The organism is Amycolatopsis sp. NPDC023774 (genome assembly GCF_040639695.1).
Taxonomy (GTDB): domain Bacteria; phylum Actinomycetota; class Actinomycetes; order Mycobacteriales; family Pseudonocardiaceae; genus Amycolatopsis.
The window spans coordinates 23,057-43,017 of the sequence record NZ_JBFAAJ010000045.1 but is presented as its reverse complement, the minus strand read 5'-3'; the positions used below and the strand labels follow the sequence as shown (position 1 = coordinate 43,017).

Sequence of the window (19,961 nt, the reverse complement as noted above, 5' to 3'; positions counted from 1 at the left end):
GTTTCTGTTCCTCGACAGCTCAGAAACCTAGACCCAGCAACGACGTGCCCTACTGCTACCAGGGCAAACCCACCCACACATCACTACGAAGAGCCTTTTTTAGTCGCTAACGACGCGCGTAGACGCTCACGTCGTCGATGTTCGCCTTCGACCGGTCCGGCAGCGCGATCACACACAGGATCGTGACCACCGCGGACAACACGATGTAGATTGACACCGAGTACGGCGTACCGGTCAGGTGTAGCAGCCACGTTGCCAGCAGTGGTGCGGGCCCGCCCGCGAACACCGACGCCAGCTGGTACCCGAGGCCGGCGCCGCCGTAGCGCAAGTGCGTCGGGAAGCTCTCGCCGATCAGCGCGGCCTGCGGTCCGTACTGCATCGCGTGCGCGACGAGCGACACGATCACCGCCGCGAAGATCAGCGTGTGCCCGCCGTGACTGAGGATCGTGAAGTACGGGAACGCGATCACCGCCGTGAGCGCCGCGCCGGTGAGGTACACGCGCTTTCGGCCGATGCGGTCGGAGAACTGCGAGAACACGGGGATCAGCACCAGCTCCACCAACGCGCCGGCGAGGACGGCGTTGAGGATGAACGTCTTGCTGAACTCCGGGCGCTGCACCACATACACGAGCACAAAGCTGGTGAACAGGTAGAACGGCATCTGCTCGCTGAAGCGCAGACCGGCCGAGAGCAGGATTTCCCGCCAGTGGTGGCGCACCGCGTCCTTCACCGGTGCCTTCGACGTCTTCTTGTTCGCCACGACCGCCGCGAACATCGGTGTTTCGAGGATCCGCAACCGGATCACGAGACCGATGACCACGAGCACCAGGCTCAGCAGGAACGGGATCCGCCAGCCCCACGAGTCGAAGTCCTCCTGCGACAGCGTGGCCGACAGCAGCGTCATGCCACCGGTTCCCAGCACCAGCCCGACCGGCACACCGACTTGGGCGAAACTCGCGAGCAGCCCTCGCCGGCGTTGATCGCCCCATTCCATCGCGAGCAGGACCGATCCGCTCCATTCGCCACCGATCGCGATGCCCTGCACCAGGCGCAGCAGCACCAGGATGATCGGAGCCGCGATCCCAATCGACGCGGTGCCCGGCAGCACCCCCACGAGTGCCGACGCCAAACCCATCAGGAGCAGCGTGACGATGAGCGTCGCCTTGCGCCCCAGCCGGTCACCCCAGTGCCCGAAGATCGCCGCACCGACCGGCCGTGCGGCGAACCCCACGGCGTAGGTCGCGAACGACTGCATCACGCCCGCGTAGCCGGTCGACTCGGGGAAGAACAGGTGGGGGAAGACCAGCGCCGCGGCAGTGTTGTAGAGGAAGAAGTCGTACCACTCGATCGTCGTGCCGATCGACCCGGCGAGCGCCGCCCGCCGCACCTGGACTCGACGGTCTCCGGAGGACGCTGCGACTGACTTGGTGACTTCGTTGTCGCCTAGAACCATGATGCACACCTCTCGTGACTGGCGTCACTCAATAGTGTGAGGCACTTGCACTGGTTCGGCGATTCCTGACGAACGATACGGGAAAGTCGTTTCGTCCCGTCACCCTTTGTGGCCGTATTCCGCCCGACAAGCCACGGTCTGCGATTGTTCCGGAAACTTCACGACCGGAAGTCGGGAACCCGTGCGCGGCTCCGTCCCCGCACCGAACACAGACCGAACCTCGCCAAGGAGTAACCCCGTGGACCAGCACGAGATCACCGAGATCCTCAACCGCCCGCTCAGCCAGCAGCTGCTGGCGCGCGACCTGACCCGCCTGGCCTACGTCGCGAAGGACGGGACGCCGCGCACCGTGCCGATCGGATTCACCTGGAACGGCACCGAGATCGTCATGTGCACCACCAAGAACGCGCCGAAGCTCCCTGCCTTGCGCGCCAACCCGATGGTGGCGCTCACGATCGACACCGAGGTGCACCCGCCGAAGATCCTGCTGGTGCGGGGCCACGCCGAGCTCGACGTCGTCGACGGGATCCCCGAGGAGTACCTGCAGATGAACGGCAGTTATGAGATGACCGCCGAGCAGCGGGTCGAGTGGGAGGCCGAGATCCGCTCGCTCTACGACGGCATGGTCCGGATCGTCGTGACCCCGACGTGGGTGAAGCTCATCGACTTCGAGAAGACCCTGCCGAGCGCCGTCGAAGAGCTGGTCAAGCAGCGCGCCGCGCGTCAGCAAGCCTGAACACCCCACCCGGGAAAAGTTCCGCCGCGGGATGTCGAGAACCCGCGAACGGCTGCGTCCCCGTACCGAACCCGGCCAGAATGGGCCCGGACCACACCAAGGAGAACGACGATGGCCAAGTACCTGCTGCTCAAGCACTACCGCGGCGCGCCGTCCGCGGGCAACGACGTGCCGATGGACCAGTGGACCCCGGACGAGGTCACGGCCCACATGCAGTACCTGCGCGACTTCGCGGCCAAGCTCGAGAGCACCGGCGAGTTCGTGGACAGCCAGGCGCTCTCGCAGGAAGGCACGTGGGTCCGCTCGGGCGGCGAGGGCCGGCCGCCGGTCACCGACGGGCCGTTCGCGGAGACCAAGGACCTCATCGCCGGCTGGGTGATCATCGACGTCGAGACCCACGAGCGCGCGATCGAGCTCGCCGGCGAGCTGTCCGCGTCACCGGGTGCGGGCGGGAAGCCGACCCAGGAGTGGCTCGAGGTGCGCCCGTTCTACGGCGAGTGCCCCGCCATCACCGAATGACGACGTCGGTGGACGAAACGGTGCTGCGGACCCTGACGCCCACCGTGATCGGGATCCTCGGCCGCCGCGGAGCGGATTTCGCGGCGGCCGAGGACGCGGTGCAGGAAGCGTTGGTGGAGGCCGTACGCGTGTGGCCGGGCGACCCGCCGCGCGACCCGAAGGGTTGGCTGGTCACCGTCGCGTGGCGCAAGTTCCTCGACGCCGCGCGCGCCGACTCCTCGCGGCGCAACCGTGAGCTGCGCGCGGACGAGGAGCCCGAACCCGGCCCGGCCGAGGTCGCGGACGACACGCTGCAGCTGTACTTCCTCTGCACGCACCCGTCGCTGACCCCGGCTTCGGCCGTCGCGCTGACATTGCGCGCGGTCGGCGGCCTGACCACGAAGCAGATCGCGCAGGCCTACCTCGTACCCGAGGCGACGATGGGCCAGCGCATCACCCGGGCCAAGAAGACCGTGGCGGGCGTGCGCCTGAACCAGGCCGGTGACGTCGCCACGGTGCTGCGGGTGCTGTACCTGGTCTTCAACGAGGGCTACTCCGGCGACATCGACCTCGCCGCCGAGGCCATCCGCCTCGCCCGCCAGCTGGCCGCCCGGATCGACCACGAGGAGGTCGCGGGCCTGCTCGCCCTCATGCTGCTGCACCACGCCCGCCGCCCGGCGCGGACCGGCGCCGACGGGCGGCTGGTCCCACTGGCCGAACAAGACCGCAGCCAGTGGGACACCGGCCTGATCGCCGAGGGCGTCGGCATCCTGCAGGCGGCGCTCGCGCGCGACCGGCTGGGAGAGTTCCAGGCCCAGGCCGCGATCGCCGCGCTGCACGCCGACGCGCAGTCGGCCGAGGAGACCGACTGGGTGCAGATCGTCGAGTGGTACGACGAGCTGGTGCGCCTCACCGGCAGCCCGGTGGCCCGGCTCAACCGGGCCGTCGCGGTGGGGGAGGCCGACGGTCCCCGCGCGGGCCTGGCCGCGCTCGCGGAGCTCGACCCCACCCTGCCGCGCTACACCGCGGCGTTGGCGTACCTCCACGAACGCGACGGCGACCCCGCCACCGCGGCCCGGCTTTACACCGAAGCCGCCGCGGCCGCACCCAACCTGCCAGAACGCGACCACCTCACCCGGCAGGCCGCGCGCCTCAACGCCCTGTTGCGCGAGTGAACCGGCGGTCAGGCGGTCGCGTAGCTGTCGCGGTGGAGCTTGAGCGCGCGGCGGGTGAGGTCGTCGCCGTCCTGCCCGGCGAAGCGGCGCAGCGTGTCGAGGTGGGCACACCGGGGTCTTCCCCGCGCAGCAACACGGCCAGCGCCGCGGCCGACCCGGCGGCGTGCGTGACCTGGATGGCCTCGGCCGGCCACAGCGCCGCGACGTGCTCGACCGCGCCCAGCAGCGGAAGGTTGTCGGGCGTCATGGAGAACCCGCCGTTGAGCGGCTCGGCCGGCACGAAGCGCGTGGCCTCGGGCAGCAGCGCGAGCGCGGTGGCGATGGGCGGGTCGACCTGCTCGGTGACCCACGGCTGTTCCGCGGACTCGCCGGGCGTGACCGGCACCGGACGGTGGTCGTAGGTACCGCGCCCCAGGCGCTCGCCGTGGTACTCGGGCACACGATCCGGCTCGCCGGCCCCTCGATGTGCAACTACCCGTAGACGTAGGGGTGCGACACCGGGATCAGCGGCAGGTCCACGCGCCCGCCGACGCGGCGGCCGAGCGGCCCCAGACCCCGCACGCGAGTGCGATGTCGTCGGCGGCGATCCGTTCGCGCGCCCGTACCCGGCCGCCCTCGACGTCCAGGCCGACCACCGCGGTGTCCGAGCGGAAGCGCGCGCCGGCGTCGACCGACCGGTCCACGAGCGCGGCCGTGCGAACCTGCCCCAGCGCGGTGCCGTCCTGCGAGTACCGCACCGCGCCCACGCACTGATCCGGATCCACGAGCGCCGGCACGTACGCGGCCGTCTCCGCCGGGTCCGGCACCCTGGCCGGCGGCTTCGGCGGCGCCCGCCCGTCACTCCAGATCCCGCATCCTGTCCACAGTGGTCGCGACCTCCAGGCCGCCGACGCAGCTGAACCCGGCCAGGATCTCGTCGTAGCGCGCGGCACCGGCCCTCGCCAGCTCGGTCAGCACGCGGGCCTCGTTGAACAGCGCGATGAACCTGGGCGCGTACCCGGTCGAGCCGGTCAGCGTCTTCTTCACCTCGACCGGGAAGTCGGCCGCGAGCTCCGCGGCGAGTGCGGCCCCGACGATTCCCGCTCCGACGATGACGACGTTGCGCATGTGCGCCCTCGGAGTCCGTGGCCGACCGTGACCACCCACCCTGGCGCAGCGCCCCGCGACTTGACACGTAGGATTTATCCTACATATTGTGAGTGGCATGACCGCCACCCGCATCCAGTTCGTCACCGTGCCCGTGGCCGAGAAGGCGAAAACCCGCGATTTCCACGTCGAGAAACTCGGCTTCGAGGTCGTCGCCGAGCGCGCGACAGCCCGGCCGGCCGGTTCGTGATGGTGGCGCAGATCAAGGTTCCCGAGCCGCAGGCGAGGCCGGCGTTCGGCAACCGGGGAGGCTGAGCGACGTGCCCGTCAACGACGACGTCTTCGCCGCGCTCGCCAACCCCGCGCGGCGCGAGGTGCTGCGGCTGCTGCTCGAAGGTCCGATGGCCGCCGGCGATCTGGCCGAGCGCTTCGACATGCGCCGGCCCAGCCTGTCGGAGCACCTGCGCGTGCTGCGGGAAGCCGGCCTGGTCACCGAGCAGCGCGTCGGCCGCAACCGCCTCTACTCCCTGCAGGCCGCGCCGCTGGAGGAAGTGACGACGTGGCTGCACCCGTTCGAGCGGTTCTGGCGCTCGAAGCTCACCAACCTGCGTGACCTGCTCGACGAGGAGGACCTGTGACCGAGGCCGTGCCGAACCCGGAAGATCCGACGGCGGTGCACGTCGACCAGTTCCTGCCGCACCCCGCGCGCAAGGTCTGGCGCGCGCTCACCGAACCCGAGCTGCTGGAACGCTGGCTCACGATCCCCAACGACATCAAACCCGTGGTGGGACACCGCTTCGAGCTGCTCGCCCAGCCCGTCCCGGCGGCCGGGTTCGCGGGCGGGCCCGTGCAGTGCGAGGTCCTGGTGGCCGACCCCGAACGCGAGCTGAGCATCAAGTGGGGTCCGAAGTGGACGGTCACGTGGCGGCTCGTGCCGGAGGGCACCGGCACCCGGCTGTTCCTCAGCCACGAGGGCTTCGACCCGGACGACGAGTTCGAGCGCGTGTCCCGCCGGATCATGGGCGGCGGCTGGCGCTCGCACGTGCCGCGGGCCCTGGAACGCGTGCTCAGCGCGCTGCCCGGCTGAACCCGGCTACGATCAGGCACCGTGACGGAGTCCAAACCGCTGCGCGCCGACGCCCGGCGCAACCGGGCCAAAGTGCTCGAAGCCGCGGAGACGGTGTTCGCGGCCAAAGGCACGGGCGCCCCGACCGAAGAGGTCGCACGCGAGGCGGGCGTGGGGGTCGGCACGGTGTTCCGGCACTTCCCGACCAAGGAGGCGCTGCTCGAAGCGGTGCTCTACGCGCGGCTGCACCGCTTCGTCGACGAGGCCGAGGCCGTCGTCGCGCAGCACTCGCCCGACGCCGGCGCCGCGTTCTTCACGTTCCTGACCAGCTGGATCGAGATGTCCAGCGCCAAGAACGCGTACTTCGAAGCCCTCAGCGCCGCCGGCGTTCACGTGCCGAAGGCAGGCTCGGACGTCGCCACCCACCTGCTGGAGGCGCTCGGGGTGCTGCTGCGCCGCGCGCAGGACGCCGACGCCGTGCGCGCCGACCTCACCGTGGCCGAGCTGATCCCGGTGATCATCGGCACGGCCAAGGCCGCCGAGCACATCGGCGCCGACTGCGCCCTACGCGACCGCGTGGTCGCGATCCTCTTCGACGGCCTGCGCCCGGCCCTGTCAGCCGCGCACGCTCCGCGCGTCGGGGCCTGACCCGCGAGCGCCTGACTCGAGAACGCCTGGCCCGAACGGCTCCAGCCCCGGGCGCTTCGGGCTCATCGTGTCGCCGGACGACTCGCCACGTAGCCTGCGCTGCACCCACGGCCACGCGTGCTCGCGGCTCCACCGCAGGTTCTCCTCGCGGCGCTCGCGGGCCGACAGGCGCGGGCGCGGCCCCAGCTCGGCCGAGACGAGGTCGTGGGGGATCCCGAGCACGCCGAGCACCGCGATCGCGATCTCCAGGTGGCCCCGGGAGTTGAGGTGCAGGCGATCCGGTGCCCACAGCCGCCGGTCGCGCAGTTGCCGCATCGACCACATGTCCACCAGCAGCGTGCCGTGGCGGGCGGCGATACCGCGCACGTTCTCGTTGTAGATCGCGACGCGCCCGCGCATCCGCCGGAACAGCGCGTCCTCGACCCCGTCGACGCCGGTGAACAGCACGACCCGCGCGCCGGTCCCGCGCAGCCGGGCGACGGCGAGCTCGTAGGAGTCGGTGAGGGCGTCGATGTCGACCTTCGGGCGCATCAGGTCGTTACCGCCCGCGTAGAGCGTGACCAGGTCCGGTTCCATCGCGATCGCCGGCTCGATCTGCTCGGCGAGCACCTGCGGCAGCAGCTTCCCGCGGATGGCGAGGTTGGCGTAGCGGAAGTCCGGCTCACGGGCACCCAGCACCTCGGCGACGCGGTCGGCCCAGCCGCGCACGCCGTTCGGCACGGCGGGGTCGTCGTCGCCGACACCTTCGGTGAAGGAATCGCCCAGGGATACCAAGCGGTTGGTCATAACGGGAACCCTAATGCAGCCCGAATCGTCCCTTGATCGGCTTCGGTGTCACAGAGTGACGAGATTCGCTGAGATTTCTCCACGGATGGATGAACTTCTCGGGGTCCCCGTCCGTTGTTGCGAGTGTGAAGTCACGATCCGGTCACCGTCGCTCCCGGCACGGCGCGCTGGCACTCGCCATCGTTGCTGGTGCCGGCCTCGCGGGCGGCTACGTTACGGTCCAGAAGAGTGCGCCAGCATCCGCCGAAGGGCACGACAACGCGGCCGAAGCCGCGCACACGCGGGCGGGTGCCGCCGGGCAAGGCTCGTCGGCTCAGCCGAAGCCGGCGTCCAGCAGCACTGCTCCGGCGCTGCCGCCGAGCGTCATGCCGTTCAACGCGAAGCTCACGTCAAAGGACATCCCCGTCGAGGGCGGCGGCGTGCGCGGCGGCGGCTGCAGCGGCTCGCTGATCGCACCGGACTGGATCATCACGGCGGGGCACTGCTTCCACGACCTGGCCGGCACCCGCGTCGGCGGCGCACCGCGGTACCACATGACGGTGGCGGTGGGGAAAATCAATGACGAAGACCCGCGCGGGCACGTGGTGCAGGCGGTGGACGTGCGCCAGTCGCCGGTCAACGACCTGGCGCTGGTCAAGCTCAGCGCCCCGATCACCGACATCGCGCCGTTGACGCTGCCGACCGGGCCGCCCAAGGTCGGCGAGGATGTCGACTTCGTGGGCTGGGGCTCGCTCTCGGCCACGGTCGTCGCACCGGCCGACCACATGAAGCGCGGCCACTTCGAGGTCAGCGAGATCCGCCACACCGAGCTCGACATGAGCCCCCGGGAGGCGCGCACCGTCGAGAACAGCCCTTGTCACGACGACTCGGGCTCGCCGTTCTTCGTCCCCGAGGGCGACCAGAAGGGCCGGCTCGTGGCGATCGAGGACAACGGCCCGGACTGCCCCCAGCCCGGCGTCGAGACCACTGCGCGGGTGGACACGATCCTCGACTGGATCCACGAGCAGATGAGCTGAGTCAGGCGCTGAGCTGCCGGGCCCGGTGGTCGGCGACGTTGACCCGCGTTCCGCACCGCGTCGAGCAGAAGCGGCGGCGGCCGTTGCGCGAGGTGTCCACGAACGCGATGCCGCAGCCCTCGCGCGCGCACAGGCCGAAGCGGTCGGGTGCTTCGCAGACGAGGTGGGCGAGCCCGCCGGCCGAGTGCGCCTGCACGCGTTCCACCGCCCCCGCGTCCTCGCTCGCGTAGTGCAGGTGCGGGGGTTTGCCGTCGTGGCCGGAGATGTGCGGGCGCGCCGCCGCAGTGAGGAGCAGCCGGTTCACCAGCTCCACCTGATCCGCTTCACCGGCCGCGAAGACCTCCCGCAGCCGCCGGCTCCAGTCGAGGATCCGGGCGCCTTCGTCGTCGGTGAGCCCGGTCAGCGTCATGCCGTGGGCCCGGCAGGTGTCCAGCACGTCGTCCGCCGAGACGCAGTCGTCCTGGACCAGAGTGGCCAGCGCCGCCGCTACCTGGGCGCCGGAGCCACCGTAAGGGTTGAAGTGCACTGAGTCATTACAGCACGATCGAGGCATGGATCATAACCGTTGCCCCCGTTGTGGCTGGCCCCTGGCCGAACTGCCCCCGTCCGCCGTCCTGCCCGCCTCTCGCGGCAGCCGAGCCGATTACGTCCGCTGCCTGTGCGGCAGCTGGGTCGCGCGGCTCGGCGGCGTGGTGGTCGGATCGACGCGGCCGGCTACCAGTGGGCGGGCCTGCTGAGGCGCTCGGTGAGCTGGGTCGTGGCGTCGCCGCGGGCGGCGTTGACCTGCGACTGCGTGAGGAACAGACACGCGGTCAGGTTCGCGCCGCGGACGTCGGCGTCGCGCAGGTCCGCCCCGATCACGTCGGCCTGGCGCAGATCGGCGCGGCGCAGGTCCGCGGCGATGAGGTAGGCGCCGCGCAGGTTCGCGCCTCGCAGGTCCGCGTTCGCGAGCTTGGCTCCGATGAGATCGGCACCGCGGCGGTCCTTCTTCTTGCCGCGCACGCCCTCCCGCACGAGCCGGCTGGTGGCCTGCAGCAGCACGTCCGCGCGGGCGCGTTGCTCGGCGACGTCGAGTGCGAGCAGGGTGTCGGGATCGGTCAGTGTCAGCTGCTCGGTCTCGGCGAGCGCGGTGTCGAGGTCGGCGTGCAGCTCCCGCGTGAGGTCGAGGCCGCGGGCTTCGCTGAGGTACCAGAGCAGTTCGTGCAGCTGGCGCATCACGGGCAGCGCCGCGAACATCTGCTTCGCACCACCCGGTTCGCTGCGCCAGTCTCGCCCGGCGAAGGTGATCTGCGAGATCTTCTGCCCGGCGCCGAAGCAGTCGTAGACGGTGCAGCCGGAGAACCCCTTGTCGCGCAGGCGATCGTGGATGCCGCACCCGAACTCCGGTTCCAGGTTCGGGCAGGGATCGCCGGCCTCCTTGTCCATCGCGAAGTCCGCGGAACGCGTGAAGGTGAGGGCAACGCAGCACAGCCCGAAGCAGCTGCCGCAGTCGGCGGTGAGCGAATCGTGGTGGGGCAAGAGTTCTCCTGGCGGCGAGGTGCTCACCAGGGTATCGGCGCTGCCGTTGCCGCTCGGCGCAACCGGTGTACGGCGGCTGCCCGGCCGGGTTGCCGCTGGTCGGCGGAAAGACAACATCCTTCGTGGACTTCCGGTGTTCGCATCGGACGCGAAGGCTTCGCGTCCGATGCGAACACGATCCGGCTGTCGAGGCGACGGGACAGCCGGCATGGCCGGTCCCGAGTGCCAGCCCGCGAGCGTCAGGCCAGGCTCCAGCCCTCGCAGGTCATCCGCACTTCATCCTCGACGGACACCCCGGGAGTACGCCCTACCTCGGTGCCTGGAAGCCGCCGATCTTCTGTTCGAGCAGTTCGGCCAGCCGCAGCGGGGTGCGATCCTCGAACATCGGGCCGATGAGCTGCACTCCCACCGGCAGGCCGTCGGGGGACGGGCCCGCTGGTATGGCGGTGGCGGGCAGGCCGGGCATGGTGGCCAGACCGGCCCAAACGAGCTGGTCGAAGTACGGGTACTCGACGCCGTCGATGTCGATCCGGCGTTCCAGCGGATTGGGGTGATGGTCGTGACCGAACGCGGGCGTCGGCGTGATCGGACACACCACGGCATCGAACTCGGCGAAGAGCTGCCGCCAGCCGTGGCGGTGGAGCTCGCGACGGTTGTTGGCCTCGATCCAGTCGCGGTGGCTGAACACCATGGCGCGCAGCCGCGTCGCGTCGAGACTCTGGTCGTCTGCGCATGGTCCGACGGCGCGGGTCTGCAACTGTTCGTGCGATTCGACGGGAAAACGCGCAACGGCGCCCGAAATCAGCAACTGCATGTAGAGCGTCGCGGCTTCGGTCAGATCAGGCAGCAGCCGACTGTGCCGTTCGACGCGGGCGCCGCCGTCGGCAAGCGCGTCGGCCACCCGGTTCACGCCCGCCCGCACAGCGGACCCGGTCGGAAGGAGCGGATGCTCGTCGAGGACCAAGACCCGGAAGTCGCCGAGCCGCTCGTGGCGCGGTAGTGGCAGCGTCAAGTCGTGTGCCTTGCCGAACGTCAGCGGGTCCGGTCCGGCCATCACGTCGAGCAGGAGCGTGAGGTCTCGGGCAGTGCGCGCCATCGGACCGACGACGGCGAGGTCGAGGTCGACCGGCAACGGCGGTGCCGGCGGCGCGACCATGCCGCGGGTTGCCGCCAGTCCGAGTGTCGGCTTGTGCGCATAGACGCCGCAGAAATGCGCGGGAGTGCGCAGCGAACCGGCGAGGTCGGAGCCGATGGACAGCGCGCAGAATCCGGACGCCAGCGCCGCCGCTGATCCGCCGGAGGATCCGCCCGGCGTGCGATGGTGATCCCACGGATTGTTGGTGGTGCCGTAGATCTCGTTGAAACTCTGGATATCTTGCAGCCCCAAGGGCACATTGGTCTTGCCCAGCACCACCGCGCCCGCGGCCTTGAGCCGCGACACCTGTACCGCGTCCTCGGCCGGCACGTAGTCCCGGTGTTGCGGCATGCCCCAGGTCGTGGGCAGCCCGGCCATGTTGTAGGACTCTTTGACCGTCACCGGAATACCGAGCAGCGGCCGGACCTCGCCGCGGGCGCGCGCCTCGTCGGCGTCGCGCGCGGCGGCCCGCGCACGGTCGAAGTCCGGCACACAGATCGCGTTGATCACCTTGTCGTCGCGCTCGATACGGGCGATCGCCTCGTCGGTCAGTTCCGCCGAGGTCACTTCACCGGCACGCAACGCGGCCGCCAACTCTTCGGCCGGCTGAAAGCTCCATTCCATGAATCCGACCGTAACGGCCTCTTGAAGAGGTCATAAAATGTCGATTCGCACAACGGAATAGATGTCTCAACTCATCACGTTGCTGTCCGGCCACCGAAAATTCGCCCGACCGCTGGCCATGGCGACGCGCAGCCGAAGATCCCCCGGTCGCGATTCGCCCGACACCCCTCGGCGGCCGCCCGCACCTTCGCTGCCTCCTACTCCACGCCCAGGCGCTCACGCACGAACTGCCCAGCCGCGTCGCGGAACGATCCGCGTCAGTGTCCGCCGACACCTCATCCGGCAGCCCCAACACACTGCGGACCTGGTCGACGACCACAGCGGGCACGCCCGTCGGCTTCTGGGAAGTAGCCGAGCCCTGATACGCCTCACCCGTCACCCCAGCAACATCACAACCCGGGCAGCAAACCCTGGCGACCTTCGCCGCCCTCACGACACACCGGAACCTCACCGCCCCCCTCTCGGTGTAGTCGGTTTCCACCCCCACGTCAGTCCGTGGTGGTGGCGTCGGGGAACCAGCTGTCGGCGACGAGGTCGACGGCGCTGCGTTCGGGCGCGCGGGCGGCGTGGTCGTAGGTCTGCTGGGTGGTGTCGATGCTGCTGTGGCCGACGTCGGCCTGGACGTGGACCAGCTGCGCGCCCGCTTCGACGGCGGTGGTGACGTAGAAGTGGCGCAGCGCGTGGGGGTGCATGGCGCCGGCGATGGGTGCGAGGTCGGTGCCGCCGGCGGCGGTGATACGGCGCAGCAGCTGCCAGATCGCCTGGCGCTGGTAGCGGTTGCCGGTGCGGGTCTGCAGCAAGGGCGACGGCGGGGCGTGCCGGGACTGGGTGCGGCGTTCGACGGTGGTCTCGCGTGAAGCGGCCGCGGCGTCGCGGGCGGAGAGGTAGCTCATGAGCGCGTTCTCCGCCGGGACGCTGAGGTAGACCACGCGGGTCTTGCCGCCCTTGCCGAGGACGCGCAGGGCGCGCCGGCCGCGGGTGACGTGCAGGTCGGTGCGGTCCAGGCCGCACAATTCACTCACACGCAGCCCGAGCGTGAACAGCGCGACCACCGCCACCGCGCGTGCCGTGTCCAGTGGGCCGGCGCCGCGCCGGGGCGTGCCGGCGGCGGTGTAGAGGGCGCGGACCTGGCGCGTGGTGAGGGTGACGGTGCCGGACGTGCTGCTCGCGGCGGTGGCGAGGCCGAGCCGGCGCCGGTTGAGTGCGGCGGGGTTTCCGGTGACGAGGCCGGTGTCGGCGAGGTAGCCGTAGAGCGCTTTGACGGTCGCGAGCATCCGGTCGCGCGTCGCGGGGGCGGCGCTGGCGGTGGCGAGCGTGTCGAGCCAGCTCTTGACGTCGGCCGAGGTGGCGGCCATCGGATCGAGGCCGCGGGCAACGCACCAGCGGAACCAGTGGTGCGCGCGCAGGCGGCCGCGCGGTGCGGGCGGGGGAGCGCTGGCAGGCCTCGGGCGCGGGGTGAGGCGAAGGGCGTCGGCGTAGCGGAGGACGGCGGTTCGCCAGGTGTCGAGGTGGCGTCCCGGCTCGGCCCACTCGGCGAGGTCGGCCGTGGTGACGGGGAGGCCGAGTCCTTCGGCGTAGGTGCGGCGGGTGGCCTGGTTGCCGTAGCCGGCCAGCCACTCCGCAATGGCGTCGAGCAGCGCGCCGGGGTCGTCGACGCCGGGCCAGACGTCGTGGTCGGCCGAGAGGGGGTACCCAGTTTTCGAGCGGGGTTCGAGGCTCACGATCTCACTCACAGCTGCCAGTTCCATCACTCTCCGTCAACCGATCATCTCCTCTGGAAGCTTAGCAACAAAAGCTCTCTTCTGTAGCTGACCTATCTTTTGGGTTAGACAACCACAACCTCGGTTATGAGTTACATAACCAATCGGATAGGCTTGCGCGATGACTGAGGGAGCTGTGATCGAGGACCGGACGGCCGCACTGTGTGGGTTCCGGCAGTGCCGGGCGCCGTTGCCGCCACCCGGACCACGTGGGGGCCGGCCCTTCGAGTTCTGCCCGGACCGCCGCTGGCCAGGGGACCGCACGTGCAAGCAGCTCGCCGCCGCCGACCAGGCGCTGCGCGAAGCGCTGGGCGACTCGGTCTCGCACGCGGGCCTGACGGACGCGGCCGCGGAGTTCGTCCGCGCCGCCACGGAACTGGGCGGGCCGCTGCAGACGCTGCGCAACGCCCTCGACAGCGTCGCCGCGCGCGCCCAGGACGAGGTGACCTCCGCTCTCACCCGCGCCGAAACCGCGGAAGCCCGTGCCACCGAGGCCGACGGCCACCGTCAAGCCGCTGAAGCCCGCGCGCTGGAAGCCGAACACGCGACCGCTGCCGCCCGGACCCAGGCCCAGGAGCAGGCCGACCTGGCGAAAGCCGCCCGGGAAACTGCCGCGACCGCGGTGAAAGCCCGCAAGGCAGCCGAGCTCGACCAAGCCCGCGCCGAAGCGTCCGCCACCGCCGCTGCCGAACGCGCTGACCAGGCCGCAGCCGACACCCGCAGCGAACGCACCCGCGCCGACGCTCTCGCCGCGGAGCTCGCGCAACGCTCCGAGCAGCTCGCCGTCCGCACCACCGAACGCGACGCCGCTTTCGAAGCCCTCACCCAGGCCCACACCCGCGCCGAGGAAACCCGCGAAGCGCTGACCACCCAGCTCGGGTCCGCCACCGCGGAACTCGCCCGCGCCGGCGAACTCCGCGAAGCCCTGACCGCGCGGCTCACCACCTCCTCGGCGGACCTCACCGCGGCTCGCGCCCGGGCGGACGACCTGGACGCCCGCCTGCAGGCCGCGCTGCGCGAACTTCAGGACGAACGACGGGAGGCCACCGTCCTCGCGGGCCGGCTGGAGGCTGCCCGCGCCGAGCTGGCTCGGGCAGCCGAACACCACGACGGCCTGCGTGCCCGGCTCGAGCGGGTACACCGGCTCGCCCTCGCGAACCCCACCGAAAACTTCGACCTGCGGGCCGGCCTGCTCGCGGAACTGCTCGACCTTCCCGGCGGATCCCCCCGGGCCTGACGGCGAAGTTTTCACCCACGCCGTGCACCGGTACCCGAGCGGATCGGGCGCCGCGGGTCACCAGCTCACAACCCCGAGGCCGGCGACCTCACGGTCACGTTTTCCCCTGAGCAGCAAAGGAATCCCTCCGTCGCGGGCCGGGCTCACGACGGAGGCGCAGCCGCTCGGCGGATCCCGCCGAGCCAGGGCGGTCGGCATCCGGTCCGCGCGCTCGTGCCTTGCGGCTGCGCCCGCGTACGCGGGACATTGGCGGCGGGGAACCGGGATGGAGGGCGTGATGACCGGACAGTCAACGCAAGCACAGCCGGATCCGACCTTCTACCGCAGCCCGGGCGACGCGATCGCGGCCCCGCCGGAGAAGCTCGCGTATGTCGTGGCGTTCGACCGGACGGCCGCCAAACCGGATGCCCTGGCGACGGTCGACGTGGATCCCGACTCAAACACCTACGGCCACGTGGTCGGCTGGTCCGAGCTGCCGACCACCGGCGACGAGCTGCACCACTTCGGGTGGAACGCGTGCAGCAGCGCGTTCGCGCACACCGGGCACGACCCCGACGGGCTGCGCCGCCGGTTCCTGCTGCTGCCCGGGCTGCGTTCTTCGAACATCCACGTGTTCGACACCCAGCCCGACCCACGGCAGCCCGTGCTGCACAAGACGGTGACCGCGGCGGAGCTGGCCGAGAAGGCCGGATACTCGCGTCCGCACACGTCCCACTGCGGACCGGACGGGGTGTACCTGTCGTGTCTCGGCGCCGGGGAAGGCTCGGGCGGGCCGGGCGGCATCGCGCTGCTCGACCACGACACGTTCGACGTGGTGCGCGCGTGGGAGACCGAGCGGGGCCCGCAGTATCTGGCCTACGACGCGTGGTGGCACCTCAACCGCAACACGCTGATCAGCAGCGAGTGGGGTACACCCTCGATGATCGAGGACGGGATCGATCCGGAGCTGCTGCTGGGCCACAAGTACGGGCACGCGCTGCACTTCTGGGATCTGGCCACGGGCCGGCACCAGCAGCGGGTCGATCTGGGCGAGCAGTACCAGATGGTGCTCGAGCTGCGCCCGTCGCACGATCCGGAGGCCGAGTGGGGGTTCGCCGGCGTGGTGGTGTCCACTGAGGACTTGTCGGCGTCGGTGTGGCGCTGGCACCGCGACGGCGACAGCTGGGCCGTGGACAAGGTGATCACCGTGCCCGCCGAGCCCGCGGATGCCGTGGACCTGCCGCCGGCACTGCGGCCGTTCGGCGCCGTACCGCCGTTGATCTCCGACATCGGTCTCAGCGTGGACGACCGGTCCCTGTACGTGTCGTGCTGGGGCACCGGCGAGCTGAAGCAGTTCGACGTCAGCGACCCCACCCGGCCGAGGGAAACGGGCTCGGTGCGCCTCGGCGGCATCACCGGCCGGGTCCCCCATCCGTCCGCGCCGTCCCTGCAGCTGTCGGGTGGCCCCCAGATGGTCGAGGTGAGCCGCGACGGTCGCCGGATCTACGTCACCAACTCGCTCTACGGCGCCTGGGACGACCAGTTCTACCCGGATGGCGTCGGAGCCTGGATGGCGAAGCTCGAGACCGATCCCGCCGTCGGCGGGCTGCGCGTCGACGGGCAGTGCTTCCTGCACGGCGACGACTTCCGGGGCCTGCGCCCGCATCAGATCCGGCTGGCGGGCGGCGACGCCTCGTCGGACTCGTACTGTTTCCGCTGACCTGAGCGTGCCCCCGGCCCGCCGAGTCGGTCAGTTCGCGGTTTCGGTGAAGGGGGACTGGCAGAGACCGCAGGTGATCGGGCCCAGCTCGAGAACCGACCGCGCCGCGCGGATGCGGCGCGGCTTGTCGCACCCGCACACCGCGGCCACGTAGTTCGGCCCACCGCGGTGTGCACCGCGGCCGTCCACGGGCGCGAGCACTGTCGGAGTCGGGGCCGGCATGACAACATCGGGCTGGTCGGGATCCATGGGCGGCTGCGGGGCCTGCGCACGGACCGCGACCTCTTGCTCGGTGTGCCGCCAGATCGTCAACGCCCGTGCGAGAACGCGCAGCGAATCCGCGTAGGCGTCGATCGTCGCGGGCAAGGCGGTGGTGGCCGACCACCCGATCCGATCCGCCTGCTCGGCCCGCACACCCAGCTCGTGGGCGAGCGCCGCGAACCGCTTGTTGTGGTACCGGCCGTCACTCACGTCCACGATGTCCCGGGTCGCGGCGAGACCGTGGGCGGCTTCGTGCAGCGTGGTGGCCAGGATGTCCGCGGCCGGCCGGCGCAGGCCTTCCGCGCCGAGGAAGAACTCCGCGCGCGGATCCTCGCCGGGACCGACGTGCCAGCGGGAGCGGGCGAAGTGGCCGTGGATCTCCGTGGTCGTGCCCATCGTGCCGGACGCCAGGACGAGGATGGCCTCGGGCACGTCGGGGTGGCGGCGGCGGATTTCGGCCCACAGTTGTTCCATCGCGTGCATGACGCGGGTCGTCGGGCCGAGCTCGGGAGTCACGCCGTGATCTTGCCGCTTAAGCGGTAACCAGGCCACCGGCACCGTCGAGGACGCGGGCGAAGCCGGTGTCGAACGCGGTGTCCGGGTCGGGGTGGGCGCCGAGGTCGACGGTGCGGGCGAGGGTGGGGTAGCGGCCGGTGGCGAGCCTGCGCCGCAGGTAGGGGGCGGACGCGCGTTGCCAGTGCGTCGTCCTGGCCGCACTCGCGTTCGCGGCCCAGCTCGGTGCTCTCGCCGCGGGCGGCGCCCGTCACGTAGGAGTGCACCGCGTGCACCGCGACGAGCGCGTCGTCGATGTCGCCCTCGTCCGTGGCAACGAGCGACGCTTCGAGGTGGGTGAGCGCGTTCGGGCCGAGCCCGGGGCGCCCGCCGACGAGGTCGGCGACCCATTCGTGCCGGTGCGCCGCCGTGCGGACCACGTGGGGGAGCGCCCGTAGTCCCGCGCGACGGTCGGTGCCGGGTTCGGGCAGGAGCAGTTCGCCGTTAGACGGCGTCGGACATGAGGTCGAGCAGCTCGTCCTTGGCGGCGAGCGAGGTAGCCGTAGTGGCGCATCGGCCCGGCCGCCCGCATCCAGGGCGGCACACTCGACCTGCACCCGCCGGTGGCGAGCTCGCGCTGCGTGAGGCAGCGCTGACGGCCGGGTTCGGCGCCGTCGCCCGGCCCGAGGGCCAGGACCTGGTGACCCACGACCACACGGGCACCCTGCTGCTGCGCGAGGACGCGCCCGACGACGCGTTCGGCCGACCGGAGCCGGCCGTCCCGCGCTACGCAAGCAGCTGTTCGACGTCCTGCCGCCGCAGACCCTCCACTGAGGACGTGACGTGGAAGGCGTCACGCCGCTCGCCCAAGGTTTTCGCCTCCACCTGGCCGACGGCAGCAGCGCCGACTGCGACCTCCTGGTCGACGCGAACCGCGCCGTTCCCACGTCCGTCCGCTCGTCAGCGCGGCCGAACCGGCGCACACCGGCGTCAACGCGATCCAGCTCGTGATCCCGGACATCGCCCGACGCCCAGCCCGCGGTCTCGGCGGGCTCGGCGTCGGTATGCCTGGAGCTGGTCGCCGTGGGATCCGGTTTCGGGCGTGACCTTGCTGGGCGACGCGGCGCACGCCGTTCGCCGGGGCGGGCGCGAACCTGGCGATGCTAAACGGCGCCCGCCACCCATTGCCCTCGTGTCGAGAAGAGACACATGGCCGCCCGCGCGGCCGAGGAGGCGCGGGACTCGGCGGCGAACCTGGAGAAGTTCCTGTCGCCGCGCGGCGCCCAGGGGTGCTGGAGCCGATGTGGTCCTGGGCGCCGCCGACGTCAGCGCAGGTGCTTGATGACTTCGGCGAACGCGGCGAGGTGCGGTTCGAGCACGCTGATGTAGGTGGTGCCGAAGGTTTCGCGGTAGCGCTCGAGCCGCTCGGCGATCTCGCGCGGCGAGCCCACGAGTACGCCGGGCAGCTGGGTGAGCTGCTCGTCGGCCAGGCCGCTGGCCTGCCGGATGATGCCGAGGTCAAGCTCGTCGACGCTGTCGCCGACGGCCGCGACGAACAGGTTCAGCTCGATGTCGCCGAAACGGTCGCCGGCGGCGTCGCGCAGCACCTGCACGCGGTGGGCGAACGCGTCTTCCGGGGCGGTGCCGGGGGCGACACCGGCCATGATCGAGAAGCTGAAGATGTCGGCTTCACGGCCGCCGAGCGCCACCATGCGGTCGCCTGAGCCCGACAGCATGATCGGCGGCACGGTCGCGTCGGTTTCCGCGGCGAGCAGCTCGCGTGTGGCCTTAAGCGTGGACTCCAGCTTGCGGACGCGCTCGCCGCCGGAGCCCATCGGCACGCCAACGGCCTCGAACTCGTTCGGCATGTAGCCGGTGCCGAGACCGAGCTCGAGCCGGCCGTCGGTGAGGCGCTGCACGTCGGCGACGTCGCGCGCGAGGTAGGCGGGGCTGAGGATCCCGGCGTTGAGCACGTAGGTGCCCAGCCTGATGCTCGTGACGTCGGCCGCGGCGACCAGTGCGGGGAACGGCGAGGCCATCCCGAGGTGGTCGGGGACCTGGAGCACGTCGTAGCCGCGGTCCTGCACCTCGCGCGCACGGGCGCGCCAGTCCGTGCGGGAGCCGACGTTGATCAGGGAGACCCCGAAGCGGAAGGGGTGGTCAGTCATGGGGGCGGATCCTTCGCATGCGGACGAACGGAGAAAGCCGGTATGGCCTGCGGCTCACACGTGCGCCACGCTGGTCCGGTTCAACGCCCATGATCGAGATCACGAGATTGCGGGATCCTTACCGGTGACGCGCGGTTCGCGCAGGTGGTCGAGGACGCGCCCGAGCTGGTGGACGAACTGCTCGCGCTCGGCCGCCGGCAGGGGCGCGGTGAGCTCGTCCTGCACGTCGTCGAGGGTCCGGGTCATCGCGGCGAGGTGGATGTGACCTTCGCCGGTGAGGGTGACGACGTTGCGGCGCCGGTCGGCCGGATCGGGCGCGCGCAGCACCAGACCGGCGGCCTCCAGCTCGCCGACGGCCTCGACGACGTAGCTGCGGTCGATGCGGCAGCGCCGGCCGAGCGCGGCCTGGCTCGCGGGGCCGAACTCGTCGAGCGCGGCGAGGAGCGCGTAATGGTAGCGGCGGAACCCGGCGGCGTCGAACGCTTCGCCCACCAGCCGCGTGACCTGCGTGGCGAGCTGGGTGACGAGCCAGCTGGGCTGGCTGCGCAACAGGGCGGGGACGCGGTCGTCCCCCATGTTCTGCATGGGCAGAGGGTAACGGCG

Annotated in this window: 22 protein-coding genes and 2 pseudogenes; 10 read left to right on the top strand and 14 right to left on the bottom strand. The window is 71.1% G+C overall.

Annotated features, from left to right (window positions below):
* Window positions 1–106: 106 nt before the first annotated feature.
* On the bottom strand, window positions 107–1,453 hold the full coding sequence (locus AB0F91_RS43195) for an MFS transporter (protein ID WP_360607663.1): 1,347 nt from the start codon (window positions 1,451–1,453) through the stop codon (window positions 107–109).
* Between the two features lie 238 nt (window positions 1,454–1,691).
* Here AB0F91_RS43195 and AB0F91_RS43190 point away from each other — a divergent pair, with 238 nt between their 5' ends.
* From AB0F91_RS43190 to AB0F91_RS43180, 3 genes are all read left to right on the top strand, one after another.
* The gene (locus AB0F91_RS43190) at window positions 1,692–2,189 is read left to right on the top strand and encodes a pyridoxamine 5'-phosphate oxidase family protein (protein WP_360607661.1); all 498 of its coding nucleotides are present in this window, start codon (window positions 1,692–1,694) and stop codon (window positions 2,187–2,189) included.
* A 111-nt stretch (window positions 2,190–2,300) separates the two neighbouring features.
* Window positions 2,301–2,708, top strand: a complete 408-nt coding sequence (locus AB0F91_RS43185; RefSeq protein WP_360607659.1) for a YciI family protein — start codon at window positions 2,301–2,303, stop codon at window positions 2,706–2,708.
* A complete protein-coding gene (locus tag AB0F91_RS43180) occupies window positions 2,705–3,862 on the top strand; it encodes a DUF6596 domain-containing protein (RefSeq protein ID WP_360607658.1) in 1,158 nt (385 codons plus the stop codon). The genes AB0F91_RS43185 and AB0F91_RS43180 overlap by 4 nt, the downstream gene beginning before the upstream one ends.
* On the opposite strand, the gene AB0F91_RS43175 is transcribed toward AB0F91_RS43180, so the two are convergent.
* The 3 genes from AB0F91_RS43175 to AB0F91_RS43165 form a co-directional block, all read right to left on the bottom strand.
* Window positions 3,840–4,301, bottom strand: a complete 462-nt coding sequence (locus AB0F91_RS43175; protein WP_360607656.1) for a hypothetical protein — start codon at window positions 4,299–4,301, stop codon at window positions 3,840–3,842. The two genes, AB0F91_RS43180 and AB0F91_RS43175, sit on opposite strands and share 23 nt — an antisense overlap.
* 64 nt (window positions 4,302–4,365) lie before the next feature.
* Window positions 4,366–4,794, bottom strand: coding sequence for an FAD-dependent oxidoreductase (locus AB0F91_RS43170; RefSeq protein WP_360607654.1), 429 nt, complete (start codon window positions 4,792–4,794; stop codon window positions 4,366–4,368).
* Entirely contained in the window at window positions 4,700–4,969 is a 270-nt protein-coding gene (locus AB0F91_RS43165; RefSeq protein ID WP_360607652.1) for a hypothetical protein, read from the bottom strand. The genes AB0F91_RS43170 and AB0F91_RS43165 overlap by 95 nt, the downstream gene beginning before the upstream one ends.
* A gap of 97 nt (window positions 4,970–5,066) precedes the next feature.
* Between AB0F91_RS43165 and AB0F91_RS43160 the strand changes: the two genes are divergently transcribed.
* From AB0F91_RS43160 to AB0F91_RS43145, 4 genes are all read left to right on the top strand, one after another.
* On the top strand, window positions 5,067–5,198 hold the full coding sequence (locus AB0F91_RS43160; protein ID WP_360607650.1) for a hypothetical protein: 132 nt from the start codon (window positions 5,067–5,069) through the stop codon (window positions 5,196–5,198).
* A gap of 70 nt (window positions 5,199–5,268) precedes the next feature.
* The gene (locus tag AB0F91_RS43155) at window positions 5,269–5,586 is read left to right on the top strand and encodes a metalloregulator ArsR/SmtB family transcription factor (protein ID WP_360607648.1); all 318 of its coding nucleotides are present in this window, start codon (window positions 5,269–5,271) and stop codon (window positions 5,584–5,586) included.
* Entirely contained in the window at window positions 5,583–6,035 is a 453-nt protein-coding gene (locus AB0F91_RS43150; protein WP_360607646.1) for an SRPBCC domain-containing protein, read from the top strand. The genes AB0F91_RS43155 and AB0F91_RS43150 overlap by 4 nt, the downstream gene beginning before the upstream one ends.
* 21 nt (window positions 6,036–6,056) lie before the next feature.
* Window positions 6,057–6,662 (top strand): TetR/AcrR family transcriptional regulator, encoded by a 606-nt coding sequence (locus AB0F91_RS43145; protein ID WP_360607645.1) that lies wholly within the window; start codon window positions 6,057–6,059, stop codon window positions 6,660–6,662.
* Here AB0F91_RS43145 and AB0F91_RS43140 read toward each other — a convergent pair.
* On the bottom strand, window positions 6,630–7,448 hold the full coding sequence (locus AB0F91_RS43140) for an SGNH/GDSL hydrolase family protein (protein WP_360607643.1): 819 nt from the start codon (window positions 7,446–7,448) through the stop codon (window positions 6,630–6,632). The genes AB0F91_RS43145 and AB0F91_RS43140 overlap by 33 nt on opposite strands.
* Window positions 7,449–7,573: 125 nt before the next feature.
* On the opposite strand from AB0F91_RS43140, the gene AB0F91_RS43135 reads away from it, so the two are divergent.
* Entirely contained in the window at window positions 7,574–8,464 is an 891-nt protein-coding gene (locus AB0F91_RS43135) for a trypsin-like serine protease (RefSeq protein WP_360607641.1), read from the top strand.
* 1 nt (window position 8,465) lies between these two features.
* On the opposite strand, the gene AB0F91_RS43130 is transcribed toward AB0F91_RS43135, so the two are convergent.
* The 4 genes from AB0F91_RS43130 to AB0F91_RS43115 all read right to left on the bottom strand — a co-directional run bounded on the left by AB0F91_RS43130 (window position 8,466) and on the right by AB0F91_RS43115 (window position 13,489).
* Window positions 8,466–8,990 carry a CGNR zinc finger domain-containing protein gene (locus AB0F91_RS43130; protein ID WP_360607639.1) on the bottom strand — a complete coding sequence of 175 codons (525 nt, stop codon included), beginning with the start codon at window positions 8,988–8,990 and terminating at the stop codon, window positions 8,466–8,468.
* Between the two features lie 188 nt (window positions 8,991–9,178).
* Window positions 9,179–9,982, bottom strand: a complete 804-nt coding sequence (locus AB0F91_RS43125) for a pentapeptide repeat-containing protein (RefSeq protein ID WP_360607637.1) — start codon at window positions 9,980–9,982, stop codon at window positions 9,179–9,181.
* Window positions 9,983–10,289: 307 nt separating this feature from the next.
* Window positions 10,290–11,741, bottom strand: a complete 1,452-nt coding sequence (locus AB0F91_RS43120) for an amidase (protein ID WP_360607635.1) — start codon at window positions 11,739–11,741, stop codon at window positions 10,290–10,292.
* Window positions 11,742–12,229: 488 nt separating this feature from the next.
* Window positions 12,230–13,489 (bottom strand): tyrosine-type recombinase/integrase, encoded by a 1,260-nt coding sequence (locus tag AB0F91_RS43115; RefSeq protein WP_360607633.1) that lies wholly within the window; start codon window positions 13,487–13,489, stop codon window positions 12,230–12,232.
* 133 nt (window positions 13,490–13,622) lie between these two features.
* Here AB0F91_RS43115 and AB0F91_RS43110 point away from each other — a divergent pair, with 133 nt between their 5' ends.
* Window positions 13,623–14,738 carry a response regulator receiver protein gene (locus tag AB0F91_RS43110; RefSeq protein ID WP_360607631.1) on the top strand — a complete coding sequence of 372 codons (1,116 nt, stop codon included), beginning with the start codon at window positions 13,623–13,625 and terminating at the stop codon, window positions 14,736–14,738.
* 277 nt (window positions 14,739–15,015) lie between these two features.
* The gene (locus AB0F91_RS43105) at window positions 15,016–16,437 is read left to right on the top strand and encodes a selenium-binding protein SBP56-related protein (RefSeq protein WP_360607629.1); all 1,422 of its coding nucleotides are present in this window, start codon (window positions 15,016–15,018) and stop codon (window positions 16,435–16,437) included.
* A 30-nt stretch (window positions 16,438–16,467) separates the two neighbouring features.
* Here the strand turns inward: AB0F91_RS43105 and AB0F91_RS43100 are convergent, their stop codons facing one another.
* The 5 genes and pseudogenes from AB0F91_RS43100 to AB0F91_RS43080 form a co-directional block, all read right to left on the bottom strand.
* On the bottom strand, window positions 16,468–17,214 hold the full coding sequence (locus AB0F91_RS43100; protein WP_360607627.1) for a hypothetical protein: 747 nt from the start codon (window positions 17,212–17,214) through the stop codon (window positions 16,468–16,470).
* Between the two features lie 16 nt (window positions 17,215–17,230).
* Window positions 17,231–17,413, bottom strand: a pseudogene (locus AB0F91_RS43095) (TetR/AcrR family transcriptional regulator C-terminal domain-containing protein); the annotation flags it as partial.
* 94 nt (window positions 17,414–17,507) lie between these two features.
* A pseudogene (locus AB0F91_RS43090) lies at window positions 17,508–17,630 on the bottom strand (TetR/AcrR family transcriptional regulator); the annotation flags it as partial.
* 885 nt (window positions 17,631–18,515) lie between these two features.
* Window positions 18,516–19,358, bottom strand: a complete 843-nt coding sequence (locus AB0F91_RS43085; RefSeq protein ID WP_360607625.1) for a TIGR03621 family F420-dependent LLM class oxidoreductase — start codon at window positions 19,356–19,358, stop codon at window positions 18,516–18,518.
* A gap of 99 nt (window positions 19,359–19,457) precedes the next feature.
* A complete protein-coding gene (locus tag AB0F91_RS43080) occupies window positions 19,458–19,943 on the bottom strand; it encodes a MarR family winged helix-turn-helix transcriptional regulator (RefSeq protein WP_360607623.1) in 486 nt (161 codons plus the stop codon).
* Between the last annotated feature and the right edge of the window lie 18 nt (window positions 19,944–19,961).